This window comes from Pandoraea iniqua (assembly GCF_902459685.1).
GTDB classification, from domain to species: Bacteria; Pseudomonadota; Gammaproteobacteria; order Burkholderiales; family Burkholderiaceae; genus Pandoraea; species Pandoraea iniqua.
In genome coordinates, this window is the sequence record NZ_CABPSF010000002.1 from 1,101,704 (window position 1) to 1,124,887 (window position 23,184).

Annotated in this window: 18 protein-coding genes, 1 tRNA gene and 1 other RNA gene; 15 read left to right on the plus strand and 5 right to left on the minus strand. The window is 63.0% G+C overall.

Annotated elements, in window-relative coordinates; genetic code table 11:
- Positions 1-4 precede the first annotated feature (4 nt).
- From tilS to PIN31009_RS10715, 5 genes are all read left to right on the plus strand, one after another.
- Complete coding sequence (tilS, locus tag PIN31009_RS10695; RefSeq protein WP_174997088.1) at positions 5-1,573, plus strand: tRNA lysidine(34) synthetase TilS; 1,569 nt, start codon at positions 5-7, stop codon at positions 1,571-1,573.
- Between the two features lie 283 nt (positions 1,574-1,856).
- Positions 1,857-3,107 carry an aspartate kinase gene (locus PIN31009_RS10700; protein ID WP_150684135.1) on the plus strand — a complete coding sequence of 417 codons (1,251 nt, stop codon included), beginning with the start codon at positions 1,857-1,859 and terminating at the stop codon, positions 3,105-3,107.
- Positions 3,108-3,412: 305 nt separating this feature from the next.
- A tRNA-Ser gene (locus PIN31009_RS10705) sits at positions 3,413-3,506 on the plus strand.
- Between the two features lie 123 nt (positions 3,507-3,629).
- Positions 3,630-3,971, plus strand: coding sequence for an FKBP-type peptidyl-prolyl cis-trans isomerase (locus PIN31009_RS10710; protein WP_058379285.1), 342 nt, complete (start codon positions 3,630-3,632; stop codon positions 3,969-3,971).
- A 140-nt stretch (positions 3,972-4,111) separates the two neighbouring features.
- A complete protein-coding gene (locus PIN31009_RS10715; protein WP_174997090.1) occupies positions 4,112-5,353 on the plus strand; it encodes an MFS transporter in 1,242 nt (413 codons plus the stop codon).
- A 117-nt stretch (positions 5,354-5,470) separates the two neighbouring features.
- Here PIN31009_RS10715 and PIN31009_RS10720 read toward each other — a convergent pair whose 3' ends face one another.
- On the minus strand, positions 5,471-6,451 hold the full coding sequence (locus tag PIN31009_RS10720) for an aspartyl/asparaginyl beta-hydroxylase domain-containing protein (RefSeq protein ID WP_246185592.1): 981 nt from the start codon (positions 6,449-6,451) through the stop codon (positions 5,471-5,473).
- Between the two features lie 415 nt (positions 6,452-6,866).
- Here PIN31009_RS10720 and PIN31009_RS10725 point away from each other — a divergent pair, with 415 nt between their 5' ends.
- The 5 genes from PIN31009_RS10725 (at position 6,867) to PIN31009_RS10745 (ending at position 13,498) form a co-directional block, all read left to right on the plus strand.
- Positions 6,867-8,657 carry an extracellular solute-binding protein gene (locus PIN31009_RS10725; protein ID WP_246185617.1) on the plus strand — a complete coding sequence of 597 codons (1,791 nt, stop codon included), beginning with the start codon at positions 6,867-6,869 and terminating at the stop codon, positions 8,655-8,657.
- A 43-nt stretch (positions 8,658-8,700) separates the two neighbouring features.
- Positions 8,701-9,756 carry a microcin C ABC transporter permease YejB gene (locus tag PIN31009_RS10730; protein WP_087688128.1) on the plus strand — a complete coding sequence of 352 codons (1,056 nt, stop codon included), beginning with the start codon at positions 8,701-8,703 and terminating at the stop codon, positions 9,754-9,756.
- 46 nt (positions 9,757-9,802) lie between these two features.
- A complete protein-coding gene (locus tag PIN31009_RS10735; protein WP_150684296.1) occupies positions 9,803-10,888 on the plus strand; it encodes an ABC transporter permease in 1,086 nt (361 codons plus the stop codon).
- The gene (locus tag PIN31009_RS10740) at positions 10,885-12,480 is read left to right on the plus strand and encodes an ABC transporter ATP-binding protein (protein WP_087688127.1); all 1,596 of its coding nucleotides are present in this window, start codon (positions 10,885-10,887) and stop codon (positions 12,478-12,480) included. Before PIN31009_RS10735 ends, PIN31009_RS10740 begins: the two co-directional genes overlap by 4 nt.
- A 295-nt stretch (positions 12,481-12,775) precedes the next feature.
- On the plus strand, positions 12,776-13,498 hold the full coding sequence (locus PIN31009_RS10745) for a C40 family peptidase (RefSeq protein WP_150790182.1): 723 nt from the start codon (positions 12,776-12,778) through the stop codon (positions 13,496-13,498).
- A gap of 132 nt (positions 13,499-13,630) precedes the next feature.
- On the opposite strand, the gene PIN31009_RS10750 is transcribed toward PIN31009_RS10745, so the two are convergent.
- Positions 13,631-14,719, minus strand: a complete 1,089-nt coding sequence (locus PIN31009_RS10750; RefSeq protein WP_425495481.1) for a patatin-like phospholipase family protein — start codon at positions 14,717-14,719, stop codon at positions 13,631-13,633.
- Positions 14,720-15,075: 356 nt separating this feature from the next.
- On the opposite strand from PIN31009_RS10750, the gene PIN31009_RS10755 reads away from it, so the two are divergent.
- Entirely contained in the window at positions 15,076-16,131 is a 1,056-nt protein-coding gene (locus tag PIN31009_RS10755) for a Fe(3+) ABC transporter substrate-binding protein (protein ID WP_058379278.1), read from the plus strand.
- Between the two features lie 147 nt (positions 16,132-16,278).
- Here PIN31009_RS10755 and PIN31009_RS10760 read toward each other — a convergent pair whose 3' ends face one another.
- From PIN31009_RS10760 to trxA, 3 genes are all read right to left on the minus strand, one after another.
- A complete protein-coding gene (locus PIN31009_RS10760; RefSeq protein ID WP_150790183.1) occupies positions 16,279-17,313 on the minus strand; it encodes a tetratricopeptide repeat protein in 1,035 nt (344 codons plus the stop codon).
- Positions 17,314-17,464: 151 nt separating this feature from the next.
- The gene (rho, locus tag PIN31009_RS10765) at positions 17,465-18,727 is read right to left on the minus strand and encodes a transcription termination factor Rho (RefSeq protein WP_042115527.1); all 1,263 of its coding nucleotides are present in this window, start codon (positions 18,725-18,727) and stop codon (positions 17,465-17,467) included.
- 193 nt (positions 18,728-18,920) lie between these two features.
- Positions 18,921-19,247 (minus strand): thioredoxin TrxA, encoded by a 327-nt coding sequence (trxA, locus tag PIN31009_RS10770; RefSeq protein WP_150684142.1) that lies wholly within the window; start codon positions 19,245-19,247, stop codon positions 18,921-18,923.
- Positions 19,248-19,552: 305 nt separating this feature from the next.
- Between trxA and ffs the strand changes: the two genes are divergently transcribed.
- From ffs to recR, 4 genes are all read left to right on the plus strand, one after another.
- An RNA gene (ffs, locus tag PIN31009_RS10775) (signal recognition particle sRNA small type) lies at positions 19,553-19,651 on the plus strand.
- A gap of 350 nt (positions 19,652-20,001) precedes the next feature.
- Positions 20,002-21,918 carry a DNA polymerase III subunit gamma/tau gene (gene dnaX / locus PIN31009_RS10780; RefSeq protein ID WP_150790184.1) on the plus strand — a complete coding sequence of 639 codons (1,917 nt, stop codon included), beginning with the start codon at positions 20,002-20,004 and terminating at the stop codon, positions 21,916-21,918.
- Positions 21,919-22,014: 96 nt separating this feature from the next.
- Positions 22,015-22,341, plus strand: a complete 327-nt coding sequence (locus PIN31009_RS10785) for a YbaB/EbfC family nucleoid-associated protein (RefSeq protein ID WP_058379275.1) — start codon at positions 22,015-22,017, stop codon at positions 22,339-22,341.
- 26 nt (positions 22,342-22,367) lie between these two features.
- On the plus strand, positions 22,368-22,964 hold the full coding sequence (gene recR, locus PIN31009_RS10790) for a recombination mediator RecR (protein WP_058379274.1): 597 nt from the start codon (positions 22,368-22,370) through the stop codon (positions 22,962-22,964).
- Positions 22,965-23,184: the final 220 nt, after the last annotated feature.

Below are 23,184 nucleotides of genomic sequence, written 5' to 3' on the forward strand. Positions count from 1 at the left end.
GCCCGTGTCTTCCTCGCCTCACACCGCTGCCGCGTTCGCCTCTGCCCGAGGTGACGCGGCAGTTGTTCATGTAGACGTCGCTTTGCGCGTCGCGTTGGCGCATGCCTTCGCGTCACGCGATGGCGCGACACCTGCCGCCAACGTGGCCGCCACGCCGGCGAATCCCTCCGCCTGCGCCTCCGTCTCCGCCTCTGCGTCCGACGACTCGCTGGCTACGCCACGCATTGCGTTGGCGCTCAGCGGCGGTCTCGATTCCATGGTGCTGCTCGACGCATTAGCGCACTGGACGCAATCGCGACGCGATGCCGGTGAATCGGTGGCGCAGCCGCTCGCCATTCATATCCATCACGGACTGTCCGAACACGCCGACGAGTGGTTGGCGGCGTGCGAGCGCGAGGCGCGTCTGCGCGGCTTTGCTTTTGAGGCGCGTCGCGTCACTGTGCCGCGTGACGCCCGTCAGGGCATCGAAGGGGCCGCACGTGCCGCGCGTTACGCAGCACTGGCCGAGTGTTGTGCCGCGCATGGCATCGACTGGCTGCTCACGGCCCATCATGCGAACGATCAGGCGGAGACGGTGTTGCTGCAAATGCTGCGCGGTGCCGGGTTGCCGGGTGTCGCCGCCATGGCCGGGGCGGGTGCGTTGCCGGTGACCTCGTCGGCGCAATTGCTGCGCCCGCTGCTCGATGTTTCGCGCGAGACGATGCACGCCTTTGCGTCAGTGCGTTCGCTGTCGTGGGTAGAAGATCCCTCCAATCAGGACCGCCAGTATTTGCGCAATGCGCTGCGTCACGATGTGATGCCGGCCATTGCCGCGCATGTCCCCGCTTATCGCGAGACACTCGCTCGCTTCGCGCGTCATGCGGCGCAGGCCCAGTCGCTGCTCGACCAACTCGCACAGATCGATTTCGAGGTGGCACGTGTCGATACGTCGCGTCTGCAACGCTCTCGTTTGCAGGGGCTCGACACGGCACGTCTGGCGAACCTGCTGCGCTATTGGGCCGCGCGTGAGGGGCTCGCGGCGCCGCCCGAGGCGCGTCTCGGCGAGTGGGTGCGGCAGATTCGCGATGCGCAACCCGACGCGTCGCTCACACTGCCGCACGGCGACGCCGTGTTGCGCCTGTATCGCGATGTGCTGCAATGGACGCCGGTTTATACCGCAGCCGCAGCCGCAGCCGATGCCGACGCTGCCGCCGATGACGTCGTGCTGCACTGGTCAGGCGAGCGCCTCTGGTCGTTGCCGCAGTGGCAGGGGAGTGTCGTATTCGAACCCGTGAGCGATGTTGGGGCTGGCGCCCAGTCGGAGATCGCGGGCATCGCCGAAGCGGCGTTGCGTGCGCAGCCGCTGATCGCTCGCGAGCGGGCAGGGGGCGAGCGCTGGCGCGAACGTGCCGATGGGCATTCGCGCTCGCTCAAGCATTGGTATCAGAACAAGGGGGTGCCGGCGTGGCAGCGCCATGTGCCGATCGTCTGGCAGGCAGCGGACATCGTGTTCGTGCCGCGTCTGGGGATCGACGGTGCCGCGTTGTGCATCGACGGTCCGCGCTGGCGGATGACGTGGCGCGACGAGGCATGACCGGCAGGCCTGTCCCCATCGCGCGAATCACATCATGCTGCTATCTCCGCCCTTGATCGGCTGATTCAGCATATCCCCTCGTAACCACTGAAATCCGCAGCATGATCTGCTGCCGCATGCGGTGCATCAGCCCCCTGACAGTGCAATCTGCGCCAAACCGGCTCATGCGCGATACATTCGTGCGATAATCAAAAGTTCCGCGAATCGAAACGTCACCGATGCCCGTTCCAGGGCATCTGCGCAGGATTCATAAACGGTTTTAAATCAATGTGTTAGCAATGTTATGGCTCTGATCGTACACAAATACGGCGGCACGTCGATGGGCTCGGTGGAGCGCATCAAGAATGTCGCCAAGCGCGTGGCCAAATGGCATAAGGCCGGTCACAAGATGGTGGTGGTGCCGTCGGCAATGTCCGGCGAAACCAATCGTCTGTTGGGTCTGGCCAAAGAGATTTCGGCCGAACCCGATCCGCGCGAACTCGACGCCATTGCCGCCACGGGCGAGCAAGTGAGCGTTGGCCTGCTGGCGCTCGCTATCAAAGCCGAGGGCGTCGACGCCGTGAGCTACGCCGGCTGGCAAGTGCCGATCAAGACCGACAGTGCCCATACCAAAGCCCGTATTTCGGAAATCGACGACAAGCGCGTGATGGCCGATCTCGATGCCGGCCGCGTGGTCGTCATCACCGGCTTCCAGGGGATTGACCCGAACGGCAACGTGACCACGCTCGGCCGTGGCGGTTCGGACACGTCGGCGGTGGCCGTCGCTGCCGCACTGAAGGCCGACGAGTGCCTGATCTACACGGACGTGGACGGTGTGTACACCACCGACCCGCGTGTGGTCGATGAGGCCCGCCGCCTCGATAAGGTGACCTTCGAAGAGATGCTGGAAATGGCCAGCCTCGGTTCGAAGGTGTTGCAGATCCGCTCGGTGGAATTCGCCGGCAAGTACCAGGTCAAGACGCGTGTGCTCTCGAGCTTGACCGATCCGATGATTGCGCTCGATGAAGAAGCGCGCTCGGGCACGCTGATTACTTTTGAGGAAGACGAACAAATGGAAAAGGCCATCATTTCGGGTATCGCATTCCAGCGCGACGAGGCCAAGATCACCGTGCGTGGTGTGCCGGACCGCCCGGGCATCGCCTACCAGATTCTCGGCCCGATCGCCGACGCGAACATCGATGTCGACATGATCATCCAAAACCAGAGCGTGGACGGCAAGACCGACTTCACGTTCACGGTGCCGCGTGGTGACTTCCAGCGCGCCATGTCGCTGCTGCAAAACGACGTGCAAGGCCACATCGGCGCGGCGGAAGTGTCGGGCGACCCGAAGGTCTCGAAGGTCTCGATCGTGGGTGTGGGCATGCGCTCGCACGTCGGTATCGCCAGCAAGGCGTTCCGCACGCTGTCGGAAGAAGGCATCAACATCCAGATGATCTCCACCTCGGAAATCAAGATCTCGGTGCTGATCGACGAAAAGTACATGGAGCTCGCCGTGCGCGCGCTGCATAAGGCTTTCGAACTCGATCAGGCGTAAGTCACCCGAAGTCGCAAGACATCACCGTCGCATCGCACGTGCCAACGTGTGATGCGACGTGATTGAAGTGTTTGAATCAGCAGCAGAAATTCGTGCCGAATTTACGCGAGACGGATGGGGCGTGAATGCGGCGCGAAACGACATTGCGGTGTCGTGATGCGGGGAAAACTCCCCGTGCGTGGCGAAAGCATGACAGGTGCGCAAAAAAAGTTGGATTTTGATGCGCATAATGTTTGACGCAACGCGGAACACTAGGTAATATCACGCCTTCGTTACATCACCTCCCTGATGTGACGACAAGTTTGGGAGACGTGGCCGAGAGGTCGAAGGCACTCCCCTGCTAAGGGAGCATCTGGGCCAAAACCTGGATCGAGGGTTCGAATCCCTCCGTCTCCGCCAAGTCGCCTTGGCGGAACACCCCCGGCTCTTCGCGGAGAGCCGGGGGTTTTTTCTTTCCCGAGTTCGCGCGTTGGCGATACCTCGCGCGTCGATTTCTTCCCCCCTCTTCGAGCGAGAACCACGATGTCGACCATCACTACCGATTCCGGCCTGCAATACGACGACCTCCAAGTGGGCGACGGTGCAGAAGCCACCCCTGGCCAGACCGTGACCGTCCACTACACCGGCTGGCTCACCGACGGCAAGAAGTTCGATTCGAGCAAAGACCGCAATGACCCGTTCGCCTTCGTGCTGGGCGGCGGCATGGTCATTCGCGGCTGGGACGAAGGCGTTGCCGGCATGAAGGTCGGCGGCAAGCGCAAGCTCGTCATTCCGCCCGAACTCGGCTACGGCGCACGCGGCGCCGGCGGTGTGATTCCGCCGAACGCAACGCTGGTCTTCGAGGTTGAACTGTTGGACGTCTGAATCATCGAACGCCGTGTCTGACCGATAGATCGATACGGCCGATGCAACAGACACCCCCGGTGCCTCGCTGGCACCGGGGGTGTTGTCTTTTTACGTGGGCCTTCGTCATAAGCGTCGGCCACACAAAGGAGCCTTACGAGGTGTCTCACTCAGCAACTCCTGTTTTACGCGTTTCACGATTCTGGTTTCCCTTCTCGCTGGTGCTCTTCGAGTTCGCGGTCTACATCTCGAACGACATGATCATGCCCGGCATGCCGCTGGTGACGCGCGAATTCGGCGCGTCGGCGGAAATGACGACACTCGCACTCACCGCCGCCATGCTGGGCAACGCGAGTCTGCAATGGCTGCTCGGCCCGCTCTCCGATCGCTTCGGACGCCGTCGCGTGCTCCTCTCCGGTCTCACGATGTTCGTGCTCGCGTGTCTGGCGATGCATTACGTGCAGACGATGCCGCAATTCATCGCGCTGCGTTTCCTGCAAGGCATGGGCTGCTGCTTCGTGCTCACCGTGGGCTACCCGACCGTGCATGAGGCCTTCGAAGAGAAGACGGCCGTGCGGGTGATGGCGTTGATGGCCAACGTGTCGCTGCTCTCGCCCTTGTTCGGGCCGCTCGCAGGGGCTGCCGTCGTGTCGTACTGGCCGTGGCGCAGCATCTTCTGGTTGATTGCGCTGGTGGCCGTGGCGTCGTTTATCGGCCTGTACCGCACGATGCCGGAGCTCTCGCGGCATGACCGCAACGCGCTCAACGCGAAGGCGCTCTGGGCCGGTTACAAGCTGCCGCTCTCGAGTGCGCGGTTCTGGCGCGGTGCGGTGCTGACAGGCGTGGCGATTACGCCGTTGCTCACATGGATTGCGTTGGGTCCGGTGTTTCTGATCGAGCGTGCCGGGCTGTCGCAGATGCACTACGCGATGTTGCAGGTGCCGGTGTTCGCGGCGCTGATTCTCGGCAATGTGGTGCTCGCGCGTCAGGTGGGCCGCTGGTCGAATGGCCGGTTGCTGGCCACCGGTGTGGCCGCGATGCTGATCGGCGCCGCGGTGTCGCTCGTGGGCACGGCCATTCTGGCACCCGGGTATCCGGCGCTGCTCGTGGGCACGTCGCTGCACGCGTTCGGCATGGGCATGAGCTATGGCGTGGTTTATCGGCAGTCGCTGTTTGCCGTGGATAGCCCCAATCGTGCGACGGTCGCGGGCATGCTCAGCATGATCACCATCGTCGTGGCGGTGGCCGTGATCGAAGCGATGAAGATGGCGTATCTGCACTTCGGCGATGCGGCACTCGGCATCGGCGCGATGATGGCAGCGGCGCTCGTTGCTGTGCTGGCCGCGAACTTCGTGCCGCCGCCGGCGCAGGACGTGCTCGCGCAACCGGGACGTCAGACGTAACGACGTCTATGTGAAAGCGCTTGCGTTAGCCAATCAACGTGGTTGAGCGGCAACAAAGCAAAAAGCCAGCGAAAGCAATTTCGCTGGCTTTTTGTTTGTGGCGACTGGATCGATTCGTCAGCCGTGCGCGCGCTCGTTACTAGCCGCTTCCGCGTGTTCCGAGTGTTCCGAGCGGTCCTCACGGGCCGCGTCGGCATCCTGAGGTGTTACGCGCGGTTTGGCAGCGGTTGCAGGCGTCGCGCTGGGTGAGGTCGAGGCCGTTGCTGCGGCGACGCTCGGGGCAGGCGCCACAGGCGCCGCCTCGGGCGTTGCATGGCCACCGCCGTTCGACGAGACCACGTCAGCGTAGTAATCGCGCTCCCACTTCTCGTGATTCGTCTTGGCTTGCTGCAACTCGGGTGTCAGCGGTGCGAAGGCCAGCAGCAATCGGTTGAGCCACGACACCGGCACCTTGCACGGGCGTTCGAAATCGACGAACAGCACCACACGGGTTTCGTCCGTGTCGTTGTGCACTTCATGCGGATAGGCATCGTCGAAGATCACCGCACGATTGGCCTGCCACACGTAGCGTTGCCCATTCACTTCAATCCAGCATTGCTCACGCTCGCGCGGCACCTTCAGCGCGAGGTGCAGGCGCAGCACGCCGTTATAGGGGCCGCTGTGCAAGGGAATCTGCTTGCCCGGCGAGAGAATCGAAAAGAAGGCCGTGCGCAATCCGGGAATGCCATCGAGTGCAGCCGCCGTCGCCGGACATCGCGCGAGGTTGCGCTTCGCACGCATGCCGTAGCCGAGAAACACGAAGGTCTGCCACTGGTGGTCTTGCGTGATGGTGGCGACGTCGGGCGAGATTTCATGGAACGCCGGCAGGCGGCCGGGCGTGGCGAGTACCGCTTCGAGTTCTTTGGCGATCGCGGGGGCCTGTGCCTCGAGCGCGCCGACCCAAGGGAACAGGGCGTTATCGAAGATGGGCCGGTCACCGACCAGTGAACCCCGGGCAATGCGGCGTTGCGCGGCTTCAACACACCGGAAAAAAAATCGGGCAAGCCAGCGGGGCAGGGTACGGTTGGGGTTCTGCACAGGCGATCGTGTAGCACTCAACGGCGGCCTCCAGGGCGGGAGCGGGGGAACCGATCCGGCAGGTATGTGTCCTTAAGAGCGGCATACGGACCGGGCTTTTGGGTACAATTGTCGCGCGGTCCGGCCCTGCCGCCAAGCCTCACGGGGGAATCTCTCCGGCAGACGCGTTACGAGAGGTTACGGCAGGTTACGGCACAAACGCGCTTGTGTGCAGAACACAGGGGCACGATGCCGGCGGGCCGAAGGGGAGGGGCAGGATGCGTTCAGCCCCGGCAGGCGGGTGCACACACGATGCTGCATCGGAGATGACAGGAGACGCATGAGCGCGCAAACGACACAGCATCCACGCACGACCGAAGATGATTTGCCTCGGCCCTTCGTGCCTCTCAAAGCGTTTTTTGCTGCGTTGATTGTCGTGTTGTTCGCTGGCCTCGGCATGAGCCAGTCCGCGTACGCCAAGTACGCCATCGCCCAGTATGGCGAGCCCAAATACCCGCAAGGCTTCACCCACTTCGATTACGTCAATCCGGATGCCCCGCGCGGCGGCACGCTCACGCTGGCCAACCCCGACCGGCGCACCAGCTTCGACAAGTTCAACCCGTTCACGCTCCGCGGTTCGGCACCGGCCGGTGTCGCCAGCCTCATGTTCGAGACGCTGGGCATCGGCAGCGGCGACGAACCCGCCACCGTCTATGGCCTCTTGGCCGACGACATTGCCGTGTCGCCCGACGGCACCTCAGTCACGTTCCACCTGAACCCGGCCGCGCGCTTCAGCAACGGCGATCCGGTCACCGCGCAGGACGTCAAATACTCCTTCGACACGCTCATCAGTCCGCAGGCCGCCCCCGGTTTCAAGGTGATGCTCTCCGACGTGAAGGGCGTGACCGTGCTCGATAAAAGCCGTGTGCGCTTCGACTTTCGCCGTGTGAGCCCCGACCTGCCGCTGTTGGTGGCGGGGGTGCCGGTGTTCTCGCCGAAGTGGGGCGTGGGCGCCGATGGCAAGCGCAAACCGTTCGACGCGCTGACCTTCGAGAAGCCCATCGGCAGCGGCCCGTACCTGATCGAGTCGTACGACGGCGGCCGGCGTATCACCTTCAAACGCGATCCCAACTACTGGGGCGATAACCTGCCGGTGCGGCGCGGCACGTTCAATTTCGAGCGCATCGCCTACAAGCTGTACACCGACGACATCGTGCGGCTGGAGGGCTTCAAGGCGGGCGAGTTCGACGCGATAACGGAGTACCGTGCGCGCAGTTGGGTGCGCAGCTACGTCGGCAAGCGCTTCAAGAGCGGCGAACTGGTCAAGCGCGAGTTCGGGCATCACAACGCGGCCGGCATGCAGGGCTTCATCTTCAACACGCGCCGCCCGATGTTTCAGGATGTGCGCGTGCGTCACGCGCTCGATCTGGCGCTGGACTTCGAGTGGCTCAACCGCCAACTGTTCTACGACCAGTACCAGCGCATTTACAGTTACTTCACCAACAGCGATCTCGCGGCGCGCGGCCTGCCTACGCCGGCTGAACTGAAGCTGCTCGAACCGTTGCGCGCGAAGCTCGACCCAGCCGTGTTCGGGCCGATGGTCGTGCAGCCGACGACGACGCCCCCCGCGAGCCTGCGCGAAAACCTGCGTCAGGCGCGCGAACTGCTCGCACAAGCGGGATGGACGTATCGCGACGGCGCATTGCGCAACGCGAAGGGGGAGCCGTTCGTGTTCGAGTTCATTGATGACGGCGGTTCGATGGGCCCGGTGGCAACGGCCTACGCGCGCAATCTGGCCAAGCTCGGCATCACGCTGAATTTCCGCACGAGCGACTTCGCGCTCTATCAAAAGCGCATCGAGACCTTCGACTTCGACATGATCTCGCTGCGCTTTCCTGACTCGCAGATTCCCGGCACCGAGCTGATCGACCGCTTCGGCAGTCAGTCGGCCAATGTCGACGGCTCGGATAACGTTATCGGCCTCAAGGACCCGGCCGTCGACGCGCTCGTGGCGGCGCTGGTGCGTTCCCATACGTATGAAGATCTGGTCGCATCGGCGCGCTCGCTCGACCGCGTGCTCTCGCACGGTTACTACATCGTGCCGCACTGGTTCTCGTCGACGCACCGCATGGCATACAAAAGCTATCTGCGCTTTCCCGACACGCTGCCGCTGTACTACACCGCCGATGGCTGGCTCATCGCAATGTGGTGGGATTCGCGAGTCGGCAAAAGTGCCGACCGCCACTGAACGCCAACTGAACGCCGGGCACCTACAGGAGCTGTTTTCCACCATGTGGTCCTACATACTCAAGCGTCTGTTGATCATGATCCCGACGCTGCTCGGCGTGATCACCCTGACTTTCGTCGTCATCCAGTTCGTGCCGGGCGGTCCGGTCGAACAGGTGATTCTCGAACTCAAGCATCGTGGCGGCGGCGGTGAAGCGAGCGGCGGGGGCAGCGGCAACAACTATCGCGGGCGCAACGGCGTCGATGCCCAGCAACTCGCCCAGATCAAGGCGCTCTACGGTTTCGACAAGACGCCTGCGGAGCGCTATTGGCTCATGCTCAAGCGCTTCGCGCAGTTCGATCTCGGTCAGAGCTATTTTCATCATCAGAGCGTGTGGTCGCTGATCGTCTCGAAGCTGCCGGTGTCGATTTCGCTCGGGCTGTGGACCTTCTTTCTGACGTATCTGATATCGGTGCCGTTGGGCATCGCCAAGGCGGTGCGCAACGGTTCTCGCTTCGACACACTCACCAGTCTGGTCGTGCTCGTCGGCTACGCCATCCCGGGCTTCGTGCTGGGCGTGCTGTTGCTTGTGCTCTTCGGTGGCGGCTCGTTTTGGCAGGTGTTTCCGCTGCGCGAACTCGTCTCCGACAACTGGGCCGAGCTGTCGTGGCCGGCGAAAATTACCGACTATCTGTGGCACATCACGCTGCCGGTGACGGCATCAGTGGTGGGCAGTTTTGCCGTGGTGACCATGCTCACCAAGAACGCGTTTCTCGATGAAATTCGCAAGCAGTACGTGCTGACCGCGCGCGCGAAAGGGCTCTCGGAGCGCAAGGTGTTGTTCAAGCATGTGTTCCGCAACGCGCTGATTCCGCTCATCACCGGTTTCCCGGCCGCGTTCATCGGCGCGTTCTTCGCGGGCAGCCTGCTGATCGAAACGCTGTTCTCGCTCGACGGGCTCGGCCGTCTGTCGTTCGAATCGGTGCAACGGCGCGACTATCCGGTCGTGCTCGGCTCGCTCTACCTGTTCACGCTGATCGGGCTTGTGACCAAACTCATCTCCGACCTGTGCTACGTGCTGGTCGACCCGCGCATTCAATTCGACCGACTGGAGCATTGACGTGAACCGATCCGACACGCCATCGCCGCGTCCGCCTGTTCCGTCGCTGCCGCCCGTTGCGGCACCTGCCCGCCCGTCATACCCATCGCGCTCGCCGCGCTGGCGTGTGTGGCGGCGCTTTCGGAGTGAGCGGCTCGGCTACTGGAGCCTCATCGTATTCGTCGTGCTGTTCGGCATCAGCCTGTTTGCCGAAGTGCTCTGCAACGACAAGCCGTGGGTGGTGCGCTACGAAGGCCAGTGGTACTTCCCGCTGGTCAAGACGTATCCCGAACGCACCTTCGGCGGCGACTTTCCCACGCCGACCGACTATCTCGATCCGTTCATCGAGAAGCGCATTCGCTCGGGCGACAATTTCGCGATCTATCCGCCGGTGCGCTACAGCTACGACACCATCAACTACTTCGCGAAGGTGCCCAATCCGGCGCCGCCGTCGTCCGAGAACTGGCTCGGCACCGACGACCGTGGCCGCGACGTGTTCTCGCGGTTGCTATACGGCTTCCGGTTATCGGTGATCTTCGCGTTGGCGCTCACGATCTCGGGCACGCTGCTGGGCATTCTGGCGGGCGCTGTGCAGGGCTTCTACGGCGGACGCATCGACCTGACGCTGCAACGGCTGATCGAAATCTGGGGCTCGCTGCCGGAGCTGTACCTGCTGATCATCTTCGCGTCGATCTTCGAGCCGCAGTTGTGGCTGCTCTTCGTGCTGCTGTCGCTGTTCGGCTGGATTGGGTTGTCCGATTACGTGCGCGCCGAATTCTTGCGCAATCGCCAGCTCGATTACGTGCGCGCGGCGCGGGCGATGGGGCTGTCGAACTGGCAGATCATCCGGCGGCATGTGCTGCCCAACAGCATGACGCCGGTCATCACGTTTCTGCCGTTCCGCATGAGCGGGGCGATTCTCGCGCTCACGAGTCTGGACTTTCTCGGCCTCGGGGTGCCGCCGCCGACGCCGAGCCTCGGCGAATTGCTGAGTCAGGGCAAGGCGAATCTCGATGCGTGGTGGATCTCGCTGGCGACGTTCGTGGTGCTCGTGCTCACGTTGTTGCTGCTCACGTTTATGGGTGATGCGCTGCGTAATGCGCTCGACACGCGCGTGGCCGACAAGCAGGCTGCCGCCGGGGGGGTAATGTGAGCGCGCCGCTGCTGAGTATCGAAAACCTGTCGGTGCGCTTTGGCGATACCGAGGTCGTGAAGGATCTGAGTCTTGCCATCGGGCGTGGCGAACGCGTGGCCCTCGTGGGCGAGTCGGGCTCGGGTAAGAGCGTGACGGCGCTGGCCATTCTGCGGCTGCTGCAAGACGCGCAGGTGGAAGGCAAGGTGCTGCTCGACGGCGTCGATCTCGCTTCGCTGCGCGAGCGCGACATGCGGGCGCTGCGCGGCAACGACATCGCGATGATCTTTCAGGAGCCAATGACTGCGCTCAATCCGCTCTATCCGATCGGTGAGCAGATTGCCGAGGCGCTGGAATTGCACGAGGGCTTGTCGCCGAAAGACGCCAAGGCGCGTGCCATTGCCTTGCTGCGACGCACGGGCATCCCCGAGCCGGAGCGTCGCGTTTCGCACTTTCCACATGAGTTGTCCGGCGGGCAGCGCCAGCGCGCGATGATCGCGATGGCGCTGGCATGTCACCCGAAGCTGCTGCTTGCCGATGAGCCGACGACGGCGCTCGACGTCACCATTCGCGCGCAGATCATGGAGCTTCTGCTGGAGTTGCAGCGTGACGCCGCCGCGACGCGCGGCATGGCGGTGCTGCTCATCACGCACGATCTGAATCTGGTGCGCCGCTTTGCCGAACGTGTGGCGGTGATGGAGAAGGGCGTGCTGGTGGAGTGTGCCGACACGGAAACGCTGTTCACCCAGCCGCAGCATCCGTACACGCAGAAGCTCATCAACAGCCGGCCGCAACGCGAGATTCACCCGGTCTTGCCGATTGCGCCGGTGTTGCTCGAAGCGAAAGGCGTGACCGTCGATTACTCGATCGCACAGCCGGGCATGCGCGGCTGGTTCAAGCGAGGCCTGTTCCGCGCGGTGCATCCCGTCGATCTGTCGTTGCGCCAAGGGGAGACGCTGGGCGTGGTGGGGGAGTCGGGGTCGGGCAAGTCGACGCTGGCGATGACGCTGCTGGGGTTGCAGCGGGCGAGTGCCGGCCAGATCGAGTTTTTAGGCGAGCCGCTGGCCAGCTACCGGGGCATGGCGCAGCGCACGTTGCGCTCGCATATGCAGATCGTGTTTCAAGACCCGTACGGCTCGCTGTCGCCGCGCATGACCATCGAGGAGATTGTCGGCGAGGGGCTGGCATTGCATCGCCCGCAGCAATCGGAGGCGGATCGCCGCGCGCGGGTGGCGGACGTACTCCGGGAGGTGGGCATCGACGCCCGCGCGATGTCGCGTTATCCGCATGAATTCTCGGGCGGTCAACGGCAACGTATTGCCATTGCCCGGGCGCTGGTCGTCGATCCGCAGATCCTCGTGCTCGATGAACCGACCAGTGCGCTCGACGTGTCGATTCAGCAGCAAGTGCTCCATCTGCTGGCGCAGCTACAGGTGAAATACAACCTGAGCTACCTCTTTATCAGTCACGATTTGGCCGTCATGCGGGCCATGGCGCACCGCGTGCTGGTGTTCAAAGACGGGCATCTGGTGGAGCAGGGCGATACGGAATCAGTATTTTTTGACCCGCAAAACGATTACACCCGGGAACTGGTCGCGGCTGCCATGTTGTAGTCCCCTCAAGTTGCGTGACGCCGCGGCGAAACATCGTGCAACGTCACGAAACGTCGGCTAAATCACAAGGGCTTGATTGTTAATGAAAATTTTCTGATTGTATTGATTGTTTTTTTCTATTACCTTTTGACATCGTGTGACGTTCACATTACTATCGCGTACCAATTAAGTTGAATATTCAACGAGTTAACCGAAGCGAAAGCGAGGGTAACCCCGAGATATCCGACATAGCACCAACGTAGTTGCACCTGACGAGCTACTCATCGGCCATCCGACACCCTCAACCCGGCGACCAATGCAGACGAAACCTAAGCGCACCCGCAAGACTCTCCTTCTCGCGTTCACTGCCGCTGGGCTCGTCACCGCCTCGTTGACGGCAAAGGCTGACGACTACAACAACGGCCCCTCGGCCGCCGCCCGCGCTGCGGCGGCTGCCATTCAGGCCGCTTCGCAAACTTCCTCCTCGACCTCCTCCAACGCCTCCTCGGGCGTGACGGGTATTGCAACGGGCGATACGCCGGTTGCCGCCGTGGAAGAGTCGCGTGTGCAACGTGCGCAAAAGCTGCTCTCGAATGTGACGGACAAGGCGTCGGACGTCGTACTTGGCGCGCTGAACTATATCGGCGTGCGCTACAAGTACGGTGGCAACACGCCGGACAGCGGTCTGGATTGCAGCGGCTTCGTGCGCTACGTGTTCCAGGACACGCTCAACTTCATGCTGCCGCGCCGCTCGGAAGAGATGAGCCAAGTGGGTGAGCGCATTGCCAAGACCGATCTGAAGCCGGGCGATCTGGTGTTCTTCAACACCATGCGTCGCAGCTTCTCGCACGTCGGTATCTATATTGGTGGCGACAAGTTCGTGCACGCCCCGGCCACCGGCGGCAAAATCCGCGTGGAAACGCTGAGCGAGTCGTACTGGTCGGCCCGCTACAACGGTGCGCGTCGCGTCGAAACGCTCAAGGCCAGCGCCGAGTTGTCGCGCGTCGAACAAATCTTCAAGAACGATCACCCGATGTAAGTGGCGGGTGTCCTTGGGCGAAATGCCGGGACGCCTCAGCCAAAAGCACAAAAGAAATGCCGCCCTCGGGCGGCATTTTTTATTGCGGGCGCTGATCGGGCGCTGATCAGGCGCTAATCGGGCGCTATGGGCTCAGCGGGCGGCTTGCTGGGTGCCGTTGGCGGCCTGTGCCTGCGCTTCGGCGAGCTTGCGCTGGATCTGCGGCCACTGTTGCGACACGGCTTCCTCGCCCGCCAGAATGGCGCGATTGCGCCCCTGAAAGTCCGAGGCGCCCATCTTAGCCAGCGACGGCCGGATGACCACGTCGGCGTTCTTCTCCAGTTCGTACTGCTTGATCGACTGGCCCATGATCGTGAACGTCTGCATCAGGATGTCGAACTGCCCCTGCGTCGCCTGCACGGTCGGGTTGGCCGAGATGTCGACCGCGATCACGAAGTCGGCCCCCATCTGACGCGCGTATTCGGCCGGCACCGGCGCCACGAGGCCGCCATCCACGTAATCGCGGTTGCCGATATGCACCGGCTCGAACACGCCCGGCACGCTGCTGGACGCCCGCACGGCCTGACCCGTGTTGCCACGGCGGAACAGGATCGGCGCGCCGCTTTGCAGGTCGGTGGCCACAATGCCGAGCTGACGCGGCATCTGTTCGATCGGACGGTCCTTGAGGATCTTATTGACGTACGACTGGAGCGCTTCGCCGCGCAGCATGCCGCGCGAGCGGAACGGCATGGTCCAGTCGCTGATCGAGGCCTCGTCCATCGTGGAGGCCAGACGGTTGAGCTGGAAGCCGTTCAGGCCCGAGGCGTACATGGCGCCGACGACACTGCCGGCACTCGTACCGACAACGATATCGGCGTGAATGCCACGCGCTTCCAGTGCCTTGATCACGCCCACGTGCGCAAAGCCGCGTGCGGCACCGCCACCGAGTGCCAGCCCGATCTTCAGGGGGCGGACAACCTTCGGCGGTGTGACCGGCGTGGCGGGTGTTGCCGGGGTCTGGGCGAGCGGCGTCGCGGGTGAGGTCTGGGTTGCCGGGGCGTTGCCACCGTTGGCGCTGACATCGACGGAGGGGGCGCTGGCGCAACCAGCCAACACGGCGGCCACGGTCAATGCCGCAAGCGTGGGGCGCACACGGCGCAAAGTGGGGAACAACGGCAACAAGGGGAGAACTCCAACAGGGCGGGACGGGCGAGTACGGCGGCAGGGGCACCGACGCGCAATTTTACGGCGATTGGAGCGTCGCGAATACCCATCAGTTCACTTTTGGCGCGGGAAGTCTAGGGGCGTCGACTTGTCCGGGGCTTTGCGGAACCTTCGGCGGCAAGGCCCGTCTTATCTGCCGCAACCCTCTGCTGTCCTTCTCCCCCTCCCGTATTGCCGCAACGATTCACTTGAAAATTGGTGAATATCGAAACAAATGCGAATAAGAATCATTTGCTTCTATATCAATATTTCATTATCCTGTTCCTCTGTGCAAAACCGTTCGCAGCCGGTGTTCGGCATTTTCAGCGACTTTCCACGCGCATTCGGACTCACACACACTCATTCACACTCACTATTTCTCCGGGGAACTGCCCATGAAGGCGACGACGATTGGCAAACTGACGCGACTGACGGTGCTGGGGGCCACGATGGCCGCGGCATTCGGCGCGCAAGCCGATACCGATAAGGTGCTGAATCTGTACTCGGCGCGTCATTACCAGACCGACGAGCAGCTTTACGGCACGTTCACCAAGCAGACCGGCATCAAGATCAATCGCATCGAAGCGGACGACGCCGCGTTGCTGGAGCGTCTGAAAGGCGAGGGCGCCAAGAGCCCGGCCGACGTGATTCTGATGGTCGATGCAGCGCGTCTGGCCAAGGCTGACGAAGCCGGGCTCTTCCAGCCGGTGAAGTCCGCCACGCTCGACGCACGCATTCCCGCCAAGCTGCACGCCGCCAGCACCAACAAGGGCACCGACTGGTATGGCTTCTCGACGCGCGCTCGCGTGATCGTCTACAACAAGGACAAGGTCGACCCGAAGACGGTGGCGTCATATGAGTCGCTGGCCGATCCGAAGCACAAGGGGCAGGTCTGCACGCGCTCGGGTTCGCATCCGTACATGCTGTCGCTGGTCGGCGCGCTGATCGCACGCGACGGCGCGGCGGCGACCACGAAGTGGGCGGAAGGCATGGTCGCGAACTTCGCACGGGCACCGCGCGGTGGCGATACCGATCAGATCAAGGCGGTGGCGACGGGGGAATGCGGCGTGGCGCTCGCCAACTCGTATTACTACGTGCGCATGGCGCGCTCGGACAAGCCGGAAGACAAGGCGCTGATGTCGAAGGTGGGCTTCCTGTGGCCGGATCAGGCTGGCGCGGGCACGCACGTGAACGTTGCCGGTGCCGGCGTGGCCAAGCACGCACCGAACCGCGATAACGCCGTGAAATTCCTCGAATACCTCGCCAGCGACGAAGCGCAGCAGTACTTCGCCAATGGCAACAACGAATGGCCGGCCGTGCCGACGACGAAGGTCGATAACCCGGCGCTCGCCTCGCTGGGCGACTTCAAGGCCGAGACGGTGCCCATCGGTACGATCGCAAAGAACCTGCCGGAAGCGCAGCGTATCCTCGATCGCGCGGGCTACAAGTAATACCGTGACGCGGCGCGGTTGACGCGTCGACTGCCTGCCAAATGCAAAGGGCGCCGGAGGATCTCCGGCGCCCTTTGTTTCTGGTGTGTCGGCGCGGGGCATTGCCGCCCTCGACGCCGATACTGATACCGATACCGATCGCGAAGCTTAGTCGACTGCTTCGTCTTCGTCGCCCGGTTGGTACATGTGATAGTCGCCGGTCGCGTATACGCCCTTGTACGGCGTCGGCGATTCGTCGTCGTGATCGACCGGATGCGTCTCGGCGATGCGCAGCGACGCGCGCACCTGCGGCGGCTCGCACTCGGCGATCAGGCGCAGGGCGTCTTCTTCGTTCTCGGCGACCACGTCGTATGTGGTGACGAATTCAGGGGCAGGGCCATCGGGATCTTCATCTTCGAGCGGCTCGTACCACTGGCCTTCGACGATCAGATGCATGGCCTTGGCCGTGTCCGATTGCTCGCCGCGCGCCGCGCGCAGCGACCAGAGGACGAGGTCGCTCCACTTGTAGAGCTGCACGGCGTCCAGTGCGGCGGCAAGTGCCTTCTCGTCGTCGCCCGATTGCTTGTAGGCGAGCGACAACTCCGCGTAGACGCCGGCCATGGATTCGTTGCTGCCTTCTTCGTCCCCTTCCTGGCTGTGCAGGGCGTTGAAGGTGTCGATGGCGGCTTGGGCGTCGCCCTGCGCGTTGAACAGATGCATGCGCAGTGCAATGGCGGCTTCGATGAACGCGTGGCCGTTCTGCGCCAGATAAGGGCTTTCGAATACGCGGTCGAGACGTTGATGCGCGGCCTCGCGATCGCCGTGACGCGAGAGGGCGTTGGCGTGGTTGAAGTCGATGATGACGACATCTTCGTCGGGCGCGGCGTTGCCGGCGGCGTCGTACGCTTCGACGGCGGCGGGGAAGCGGTCGAGGTCGGCCCGGAAGTTGCCGAGCAATTGCCACAGACGCCAGAGGCCCGATGCGCCGGCTTCCGCTTGGGCAACGCCGGACTCGAGCACGGTCACCGCCTGTTCCACCTCGTCCATTTCGGCATACGCGGCGGCCTGAATCTCATAGCCGCTCAGATGCTTCATCGCTTCGAGCTGTTTGCCGATTTCCAGTGCGGACTCCGGGTCCCCGGCCTCAAGGTGGTTGGCCGCTTCGGCTATCAGGTCGTTCGACAGATCGTCTTGTTCAGACATGGCAGATTCTCCATGGGGGCGAGGGATTGCGCCCATCATATAACAGGGTTCGTGACAGCCCGAAGCATGCCGGGGCGGTCGTGGAAGGCGGGGCGAAATAAAAAAGCCGCGACGGGCGTCGCGGCTTTTTGACGTGATGCGCGTCGGGCTATCAGCCGCCGCGGCGCATCAGGTCGAAGAACTCGGCGTTGTTCTTCGTCTGCTTGATCTTGCCAAGCAGGAATTCCATCGCTTCGGCCTCGTCCATGTCGTAGATCAGCTTGCGCAGCACCCAGATCTTTTGCAGGATCTCGGGCTTGATCAGCAGCTCTTCGCGACGCGTGCCGGACTTGTTCAGGTTGATCGACGGGTAGACGCGCTTTTCCGCGAGACGGCGCTCGAGGTGCACTTCCATATTGCCCGTGCCCTTGAATTCTTCGTAGATCACGTCGTCCATGCGGCTGCCGGTTTCGATCAGCGCAGTGGCGATGATCGTGAGCGAGCCACCTTCTTCGACGTTACGGGCTGCGCCGAAGAAACGCTTCGGACGTTGCAGCGCGTTGGCATCGACACCGCCGGTCAGCACCTTGCCCGACGCCGGGATCACGGTGTTGTAGGCGCGTGCCAGACGCGTGATCGAGTCGAGCAGAATGATCACGTCCTGCTTCATTTCGATCAGGCGCTTGGCCTTCTCGATCACCATTTCAGCCACTTGCACGTGACGCGTTGCCGGCTCGTCGAAGGTCGAAGCGATCACTTCGCCCTTCACCGAACGCTGCATTTCGGTCACTTCTTCCGGGCGCTCGTCGATGAGCAGCACGAAAAGCTTGGCTTCCGGGTGGTTGGTGGCAATGGCGTGCGCGATGTGTTGCAGCATCACGGTCTTGCCCGACTTCGGCGAGGCCACGAGCAGACCGCGCTGGCCCTTACCGATCGGGGCAATCATGTCGATGATGCGGCCCGTCACGTTCTCCTCACCGCGAATGTCGCGCTCGAGCAGCAGCGGCTTGTTCGGGTGCAGCGGCGTGAGGTTCTCGAACATGATCTTATGTTTCGAGGCCTCGGGCGGGTGGTCGTTGACCTTGTCCACCTTCACGAGCGCGAAATAGCGTTCGCCGTCCTTCGGCGTGCGCACTTCCCCTTCGATCGTGTCGCCGGTATGCAGGTTGAAGCGGCGGATCTGCGACGGGCTGATATAGATATCGTCCGTGCTGGCCAGATACGACGTCTCAGGCGAGCGGAGGAAACCGAAGCCATCCGGCAGCACTTCGAGCGTCCCGTCGCCATAGATGGTTTCGCCGGTCTTTGCGCGCTTCTTCAGAATGGCGAACATCAGCTCCTGCTTGCGCAGACGGTTAGCGTTCTCGATTTCGAGACCGTTCGCCATTTCTAGCAGCTCGGAGACGTGCTGGGACTTTAGTTCGGATAAATGCATACGGAGGTGCCGTCCGTTGGACGACAAGTGAAGGATCAGGGAAAAGTGAGCGAACGCTCGAAGAACTTTGGGATGCTTTGTGGCGGATTATATAGCAAGCAGCGCGCGGCGCAAGCGTTGCACCGTCGGCGGGGTGCCGGGCTGTCGCGCTGCGGCGACAAAGGCCCCGGCACCTGCTGCCATCAACCCGTGATTACAGGTTGTTGTCGAGGAACGCCGTCAGTTGCGATTTCGACAGTGCACCGACCTTCTGGCCAGCCACAGCGCCGTTCTTGAACAGGATCAGCGTCGGGATACCGCGGATGCCGAACTTGCCCGGGGTGCCCTGGTTGGCATCGACGTCGATCTTGGCGATCTGCACCTTGTCGCCGTATTCCTTGGCCACTTCTTCCAGAATCGGGGCGATCATCTTGCACGGACCGCACCATTCTGCCCAGAAGTCGAGCAGCACCGGCTTGTCGGATTTGATGACGTCCGCTTCGAACGTGCTGTCGGAGATGTGTTTGATGTTTTCGCTCATGAGTGTTTTACGCCTCGTCTATCTATTCGGAAACGCTTCGGGAAAACGGTACCTTCGTGCCTCGTTTTCGCCTGCGCCGGAGATGTCGCTCGGCCTTGTGCCCGGGCGTTCATTCTCCATATGGAGGCTGCAACAGCGTGATTCAATAGGACGCGTCATTGCAGTTTGCGGTCATATTAACGGAAATCGCCAAGGCTTGCGCGCGCCGCCCCATAAGGAAAATGCCCTCGCCAGAGGGCCGTTGCAGGCCACTCGGCAAGAATAGCGCTTCTGTTGGCGCGTCGACTCTGGTAGAATCTTTTCCTGACGGGCCTCCTCGCATGGTGGCGCGGCCAATCTGGTCAGGTCGGGAACGAAGCAGCCACAGCCGTTTTCTACCAGTGCCGAGGGTCAGGCTCGTCACCTTACCTCCTTGTTTTATCGAAGTTCTCCGCGCGTTCTGCGCAATGCTCTCTCCCTAGAAGTTCTCCCTCGAAGTCACGTGTTTCAAACCCGAAATGCCGGTTGGCGTTCGTCTGTCGTCATGCGCCCGATCATGGCTTGCCGCTATCGACGCAATGGGTTTTCGTGCGTCTCGCGCGGGGCGAACGGGCGCGGTAGAATCGCGCAACATTTTTTTCTATCGCACCGATAGTCTCCTCAATTCGTCGGCGTCATTCCCCGCGCGGCGAGGTGAGGTTCCGGGCCGGATCGACGCCTGATCGGGCGACGTCCAACGGTGCGGAAGCTCACCGCCGAACTGTTACAATTTGGCATGACCTATCAAGTACTCGCGCGCAAATGGCGCCCCAAAGGCTTCTCGACCCTGGTGGGCCAGGAGCATGTCGTGCGTGCGTTGACGCACGCGCTCGAGCAACAGCGCCTGCATCACGCCTATCTGTTTACCGGCACGCGCGGCGTGGGCAAGACAACGCTCTCGCGCATTCTGGCCAAGGCGCTCAATTGCGAGACGGGGATTACGGCGCAGCCGTGCGGCGTTTGCCGGGCATGCCGTGCCATCGACGAAGGGCGCTTTGTCGACTACGTCGAAATGGACGCGGCCTCGAATCGCGGCGTCGACGAGATGACCTCGCTGCTCGAAAAAGCGGTCTACGCGCCGGCAGACGCACGCTTCAAGGTCTACATGATCGACGAAGTGCACATGCTCACCGGTCACGCGTTCAACGCGATGCTCAAGACGCTTGAAGAGCCGCCCGCGCACGTCAAATTCATTCTCGCGACGACCGATCCGCAAAAGATTCCGGTCACCGTGCTCTCGCGCTGCCTGCAATTCAATCTGAAGCAGATGCCGGCGGGGCACATCGTTTCGCATCTCACGACCATTCTGGGCGAAGAGGGCATCGACAACGAGCCTCAGGCCCTGCGTCTGCTCGCGAAAGCGGCCAGCGGCAGCATGCGCGATGCGCTTTCGCTGACCGATCAGGCGATCGCCTATGCGGCCGGTCCGCTCACGGAAGTTGCCGTTCGCGGCATGCTCGGCGCCATCGATCAGAGCGTGCTCGTGCGTCTACTCGATGCCCTGAAAGACGGCTCGCGGACCGACCTGATTGCCGTGGCCGACGAAATGGCCGAACGCAGCTTCTCGTTTGCCGCGGGTTTGCAGGATCTGGGCAGTCTGCTGCACAAGATCGCGCTGGCGCAATTCGCGCCGGACGCCGTCTCGGACGACTGGCCCGAAGCGGCCGACGTGCGCCGGCTCGCCGAAGCGATTTCGCCGGAAGCGGTCCAGCTCTATTACCAGATCGCCACGCGTGCGCGCGGCGAGTTGGGCCTCGCGCCCGACGAATACACCGGTTTCTCGATGGCGCTGCTGCGCATGGCGGCGTTTACGCCGTTGCTCGCGGGCGGGACGCTGGCCGAATCACCCACACCCCACGCGGCACCGCGCGCGGCAGCACCCGCTGCTGCTCCTGCGCCTGCGAGAGCGCCGCAAGCTTCTGCACCGGAACCGATGCGTTCGGCGGCACCTCAGGCGCCCGCGGCACAGCCCGAAGTGCGCCGAGCACCGGCAGCGCGCGCGACGGCACCGACCGATGGCGCAGGCGCGCCGATGTCGCCGGCCCGGGCCGCGCTTGCTGCGCTCAATGCCGGTCGCAAGGGCGCCGGTGGCAGAACGTCGGGTGGCGCGAGCGGCTCGTCGGCGGGTCGCAGCGCTTCACGTCCGGCAGACGATGCCCCGGCCGGCGCCGACCCGGAGCCCGAGCCTGCTTCCGCCGGCATAACCCCGGCTCCGGCACCCGCGCCGGCGGCCGCACCCCGCGCCTGTGTCTTTCGTGAAGCGGACGGCAACGCCCCCGTCTTCACTGGCGAATGGCCGGCACTGGCCGCCGAATTGCCCGCGCGCGGTCTGGCGCGGGAACTGGCGTTCCAAAGCGAACTGACCGAAGTGGCCGGCCGTGCGCTGCATTTGCGCGTGCCGCTGCGTCAGCTGGCCGATTCAGCCACCGCAGACAAGCTGCGGCAGGTGTTGTCCGAACATTTCGGCGGCGACGTTCAGGTCCATGTCGAACTGGGACAGGTGGGCACCACTGCCGCATCGCTCGCTGCGGAAGCGGCGGCGGCCCGGCAACGGGCGGCCGAACAGGCCATCGCCGACGATCCGCTGGTGCGTGAACTCATCGACGAATTCGACGCTCAAATCCTGCCGAACAGCATTCGGCCGGTACAATAAGCGGGTTCGCAATCGCGCAGTCGACGCGACTCGCTATACATCCAATAATCTCTCTATTGCCTAACGCGTCCGCACGCGCACTACTCAGGAGTCAAGATGCTGAAAGGAAATATCGCGGGCTTGATGAAACAAGCTCAGCAAATGCAGGAAAACATGAAGAAGATGCAGGAGCAACTCGCCCTGATCGAAGTCGAGGGTCAGTCGGGTGCCGGTCTGGTGAAGGTTGTGATGACCTGCAAGAACGACGTGCGTCGCGTGACCATCGACCCGAGCCTGCTCGCGGACGACAAGGACATGCTCGAAGACCTCGTGGCTGCCGCCTTCAACGATGCCGTGCGCAAGGCCGAAGCGACCGCGCAGGAGAAGATGGGAGGCATGACCTCCGGTCTGCCGCTGCCGCCGGGCTTCAAGCTGCCGTTCTAACGTTATAAGCGAAGGAAAGACGACGCATGCGCCAGCTTTCGAGCCTGCAGGAACTCGTCGACGCCCTGCGCGCGTTGCCGGGTGTCGGGCCGAAGTCCGCCCAACGCATGGCCTATCACCTGCTGCAACGCGACCGTCAGGGCGCCGTGCGGCTGGGTGAGGCGCTGGTGCAGGCGTCGGAGCAGATTCGCCATTGCGCGCGCTGCAACACCTTCACCGAAGTGGAAGTCTGCGAGACGTGCCTCGATCCCGAGCGCGACACGAGCCTGTTGTGCGTGGTGGAAACCCCCGCCGACCAGAACATGCTCGAGCAGACGATGACCTTCAAGGGGTTGTACTTCGTGCTCATGGGTCATCTCTCGCCGCTCGACGGCGTGGGCCCGGGCGAGATTCATTTCGAACAATTGATCCGCCGCGCCACCGACGGCGTGGTCAAAGAAGTGGTGCTGGCCACCAACTTCACCAACGAAGGCGAGGCCACGGCCCACTACCTCGGGCAGATGCTCAAGGCCCGTGGTTTGCGCGTGAGCCGGCTGGCTCGCGGCGTGCCCGTGGGCGGCGAACTCGAGTACGTGGACGCCGGCACCATTGCCCGCGCAGTCCTCGACAGGCATACGCTCTGAGCATGACGCGCGCGTGACGCCACGGGTGTTTGCGCGTAGGTACTGCTCCTCTCATCCAATCGGATTAGCTGTTTCTCGCTATTTCTGGGCATACCCCGGTCTTCTAGACTGAACCTGCCGACTCGGGGACCCAAGGAATACGGGGAAGACCATAACTCCCAAGCGGCGTGGGGCCGTATACCTGTCGCGTCAAGCCGGTCGAAAAACCCGGTCACCCGCG

Bases quoted from the DNA above. Each gene is read 5' to 3' on its own strand.
- rho (WP_042115527.1), bottom strand. From the start codon at position 18,727: ATGCATTTATCCGAACTAAAGTCCCAGCACGTCTCCGAGCTGCTAGAA.
- PIN31009_RS10730 (WP_087688128.1), top strand. From the start codon at position 8,701: ATGTGGTCCTACATACTCAAGCGTCTGTTGATCATGATCCCGACGCTG.
- PIN31009_RS10700 (WP_150684135.1), top strand. From the start codon at position 1,857: ATGGCTCTGATCGTACACAAATACGGCGGCACGTCGATGGGCTCGGTG.
- trxA (WP_150684142.1), bottom strand. From the start codon at position 19,247: ATGAGCGAAAACATCAAACACATCTCCGACAGCACGTTCGAAGCGGAC.
- PIN31009_RS10745 (WP_150790182.1), top strand. From the start codon at position 12,776: ATGCAGACGAAACCTAAGCGCACCCGCAAGACTCTCCTTCTCGCGTTC.
- recR (WP_058379274.1), top strand. From the start codon at position 22,368: ATGCGCCAGCTTTCGAGCCTGCAGGAACTCGTCGACGCCCTGCGCGCG.
- PIN31009_RS10785 (WP_058379275.1), top strand. From the start codon at position 22,015: ATGCTGAAAGGAAATATCGCGGGCTTGATGAAACAAGCTCAGCAAATG.
- PIN31009_RS10710 (WP_058379285.1), top strand. From the start codon at position 3,630: ATGTCGACCATCACTACCGATTCCGGCCTGCAATACGACGACCTCCAA.
- dnaX (WP_150790184.1), top strand. From the start codon at position 20,002: ATGACCTATCAAGTACTCGCGCGCAAATGGCGCCCCAAAGGCTTCTCG.
- PIN31009_RS10755 (WP_058379278.1), top strand. From the start codon at position 15,076: ATGAAGGCGACGACGATTGGCAAACTGACGCGACTGACGGTGCTGGGG.
- PIN31009_RS10725 (WP_246185617.1), top strand. From the start codon at position 6,867: ATGAGCCAGTCCGCGTACGCCAAGTACGCCATCGCCCAGTATGGCGAG.
- PIN31009_RS10760 (WP_150790183.1), bottom strand. From the start codon at position 17,313: ATGTCTGAACAAGACGATCTGTCGAACGACCTGATAGCCGAAGCGGCC.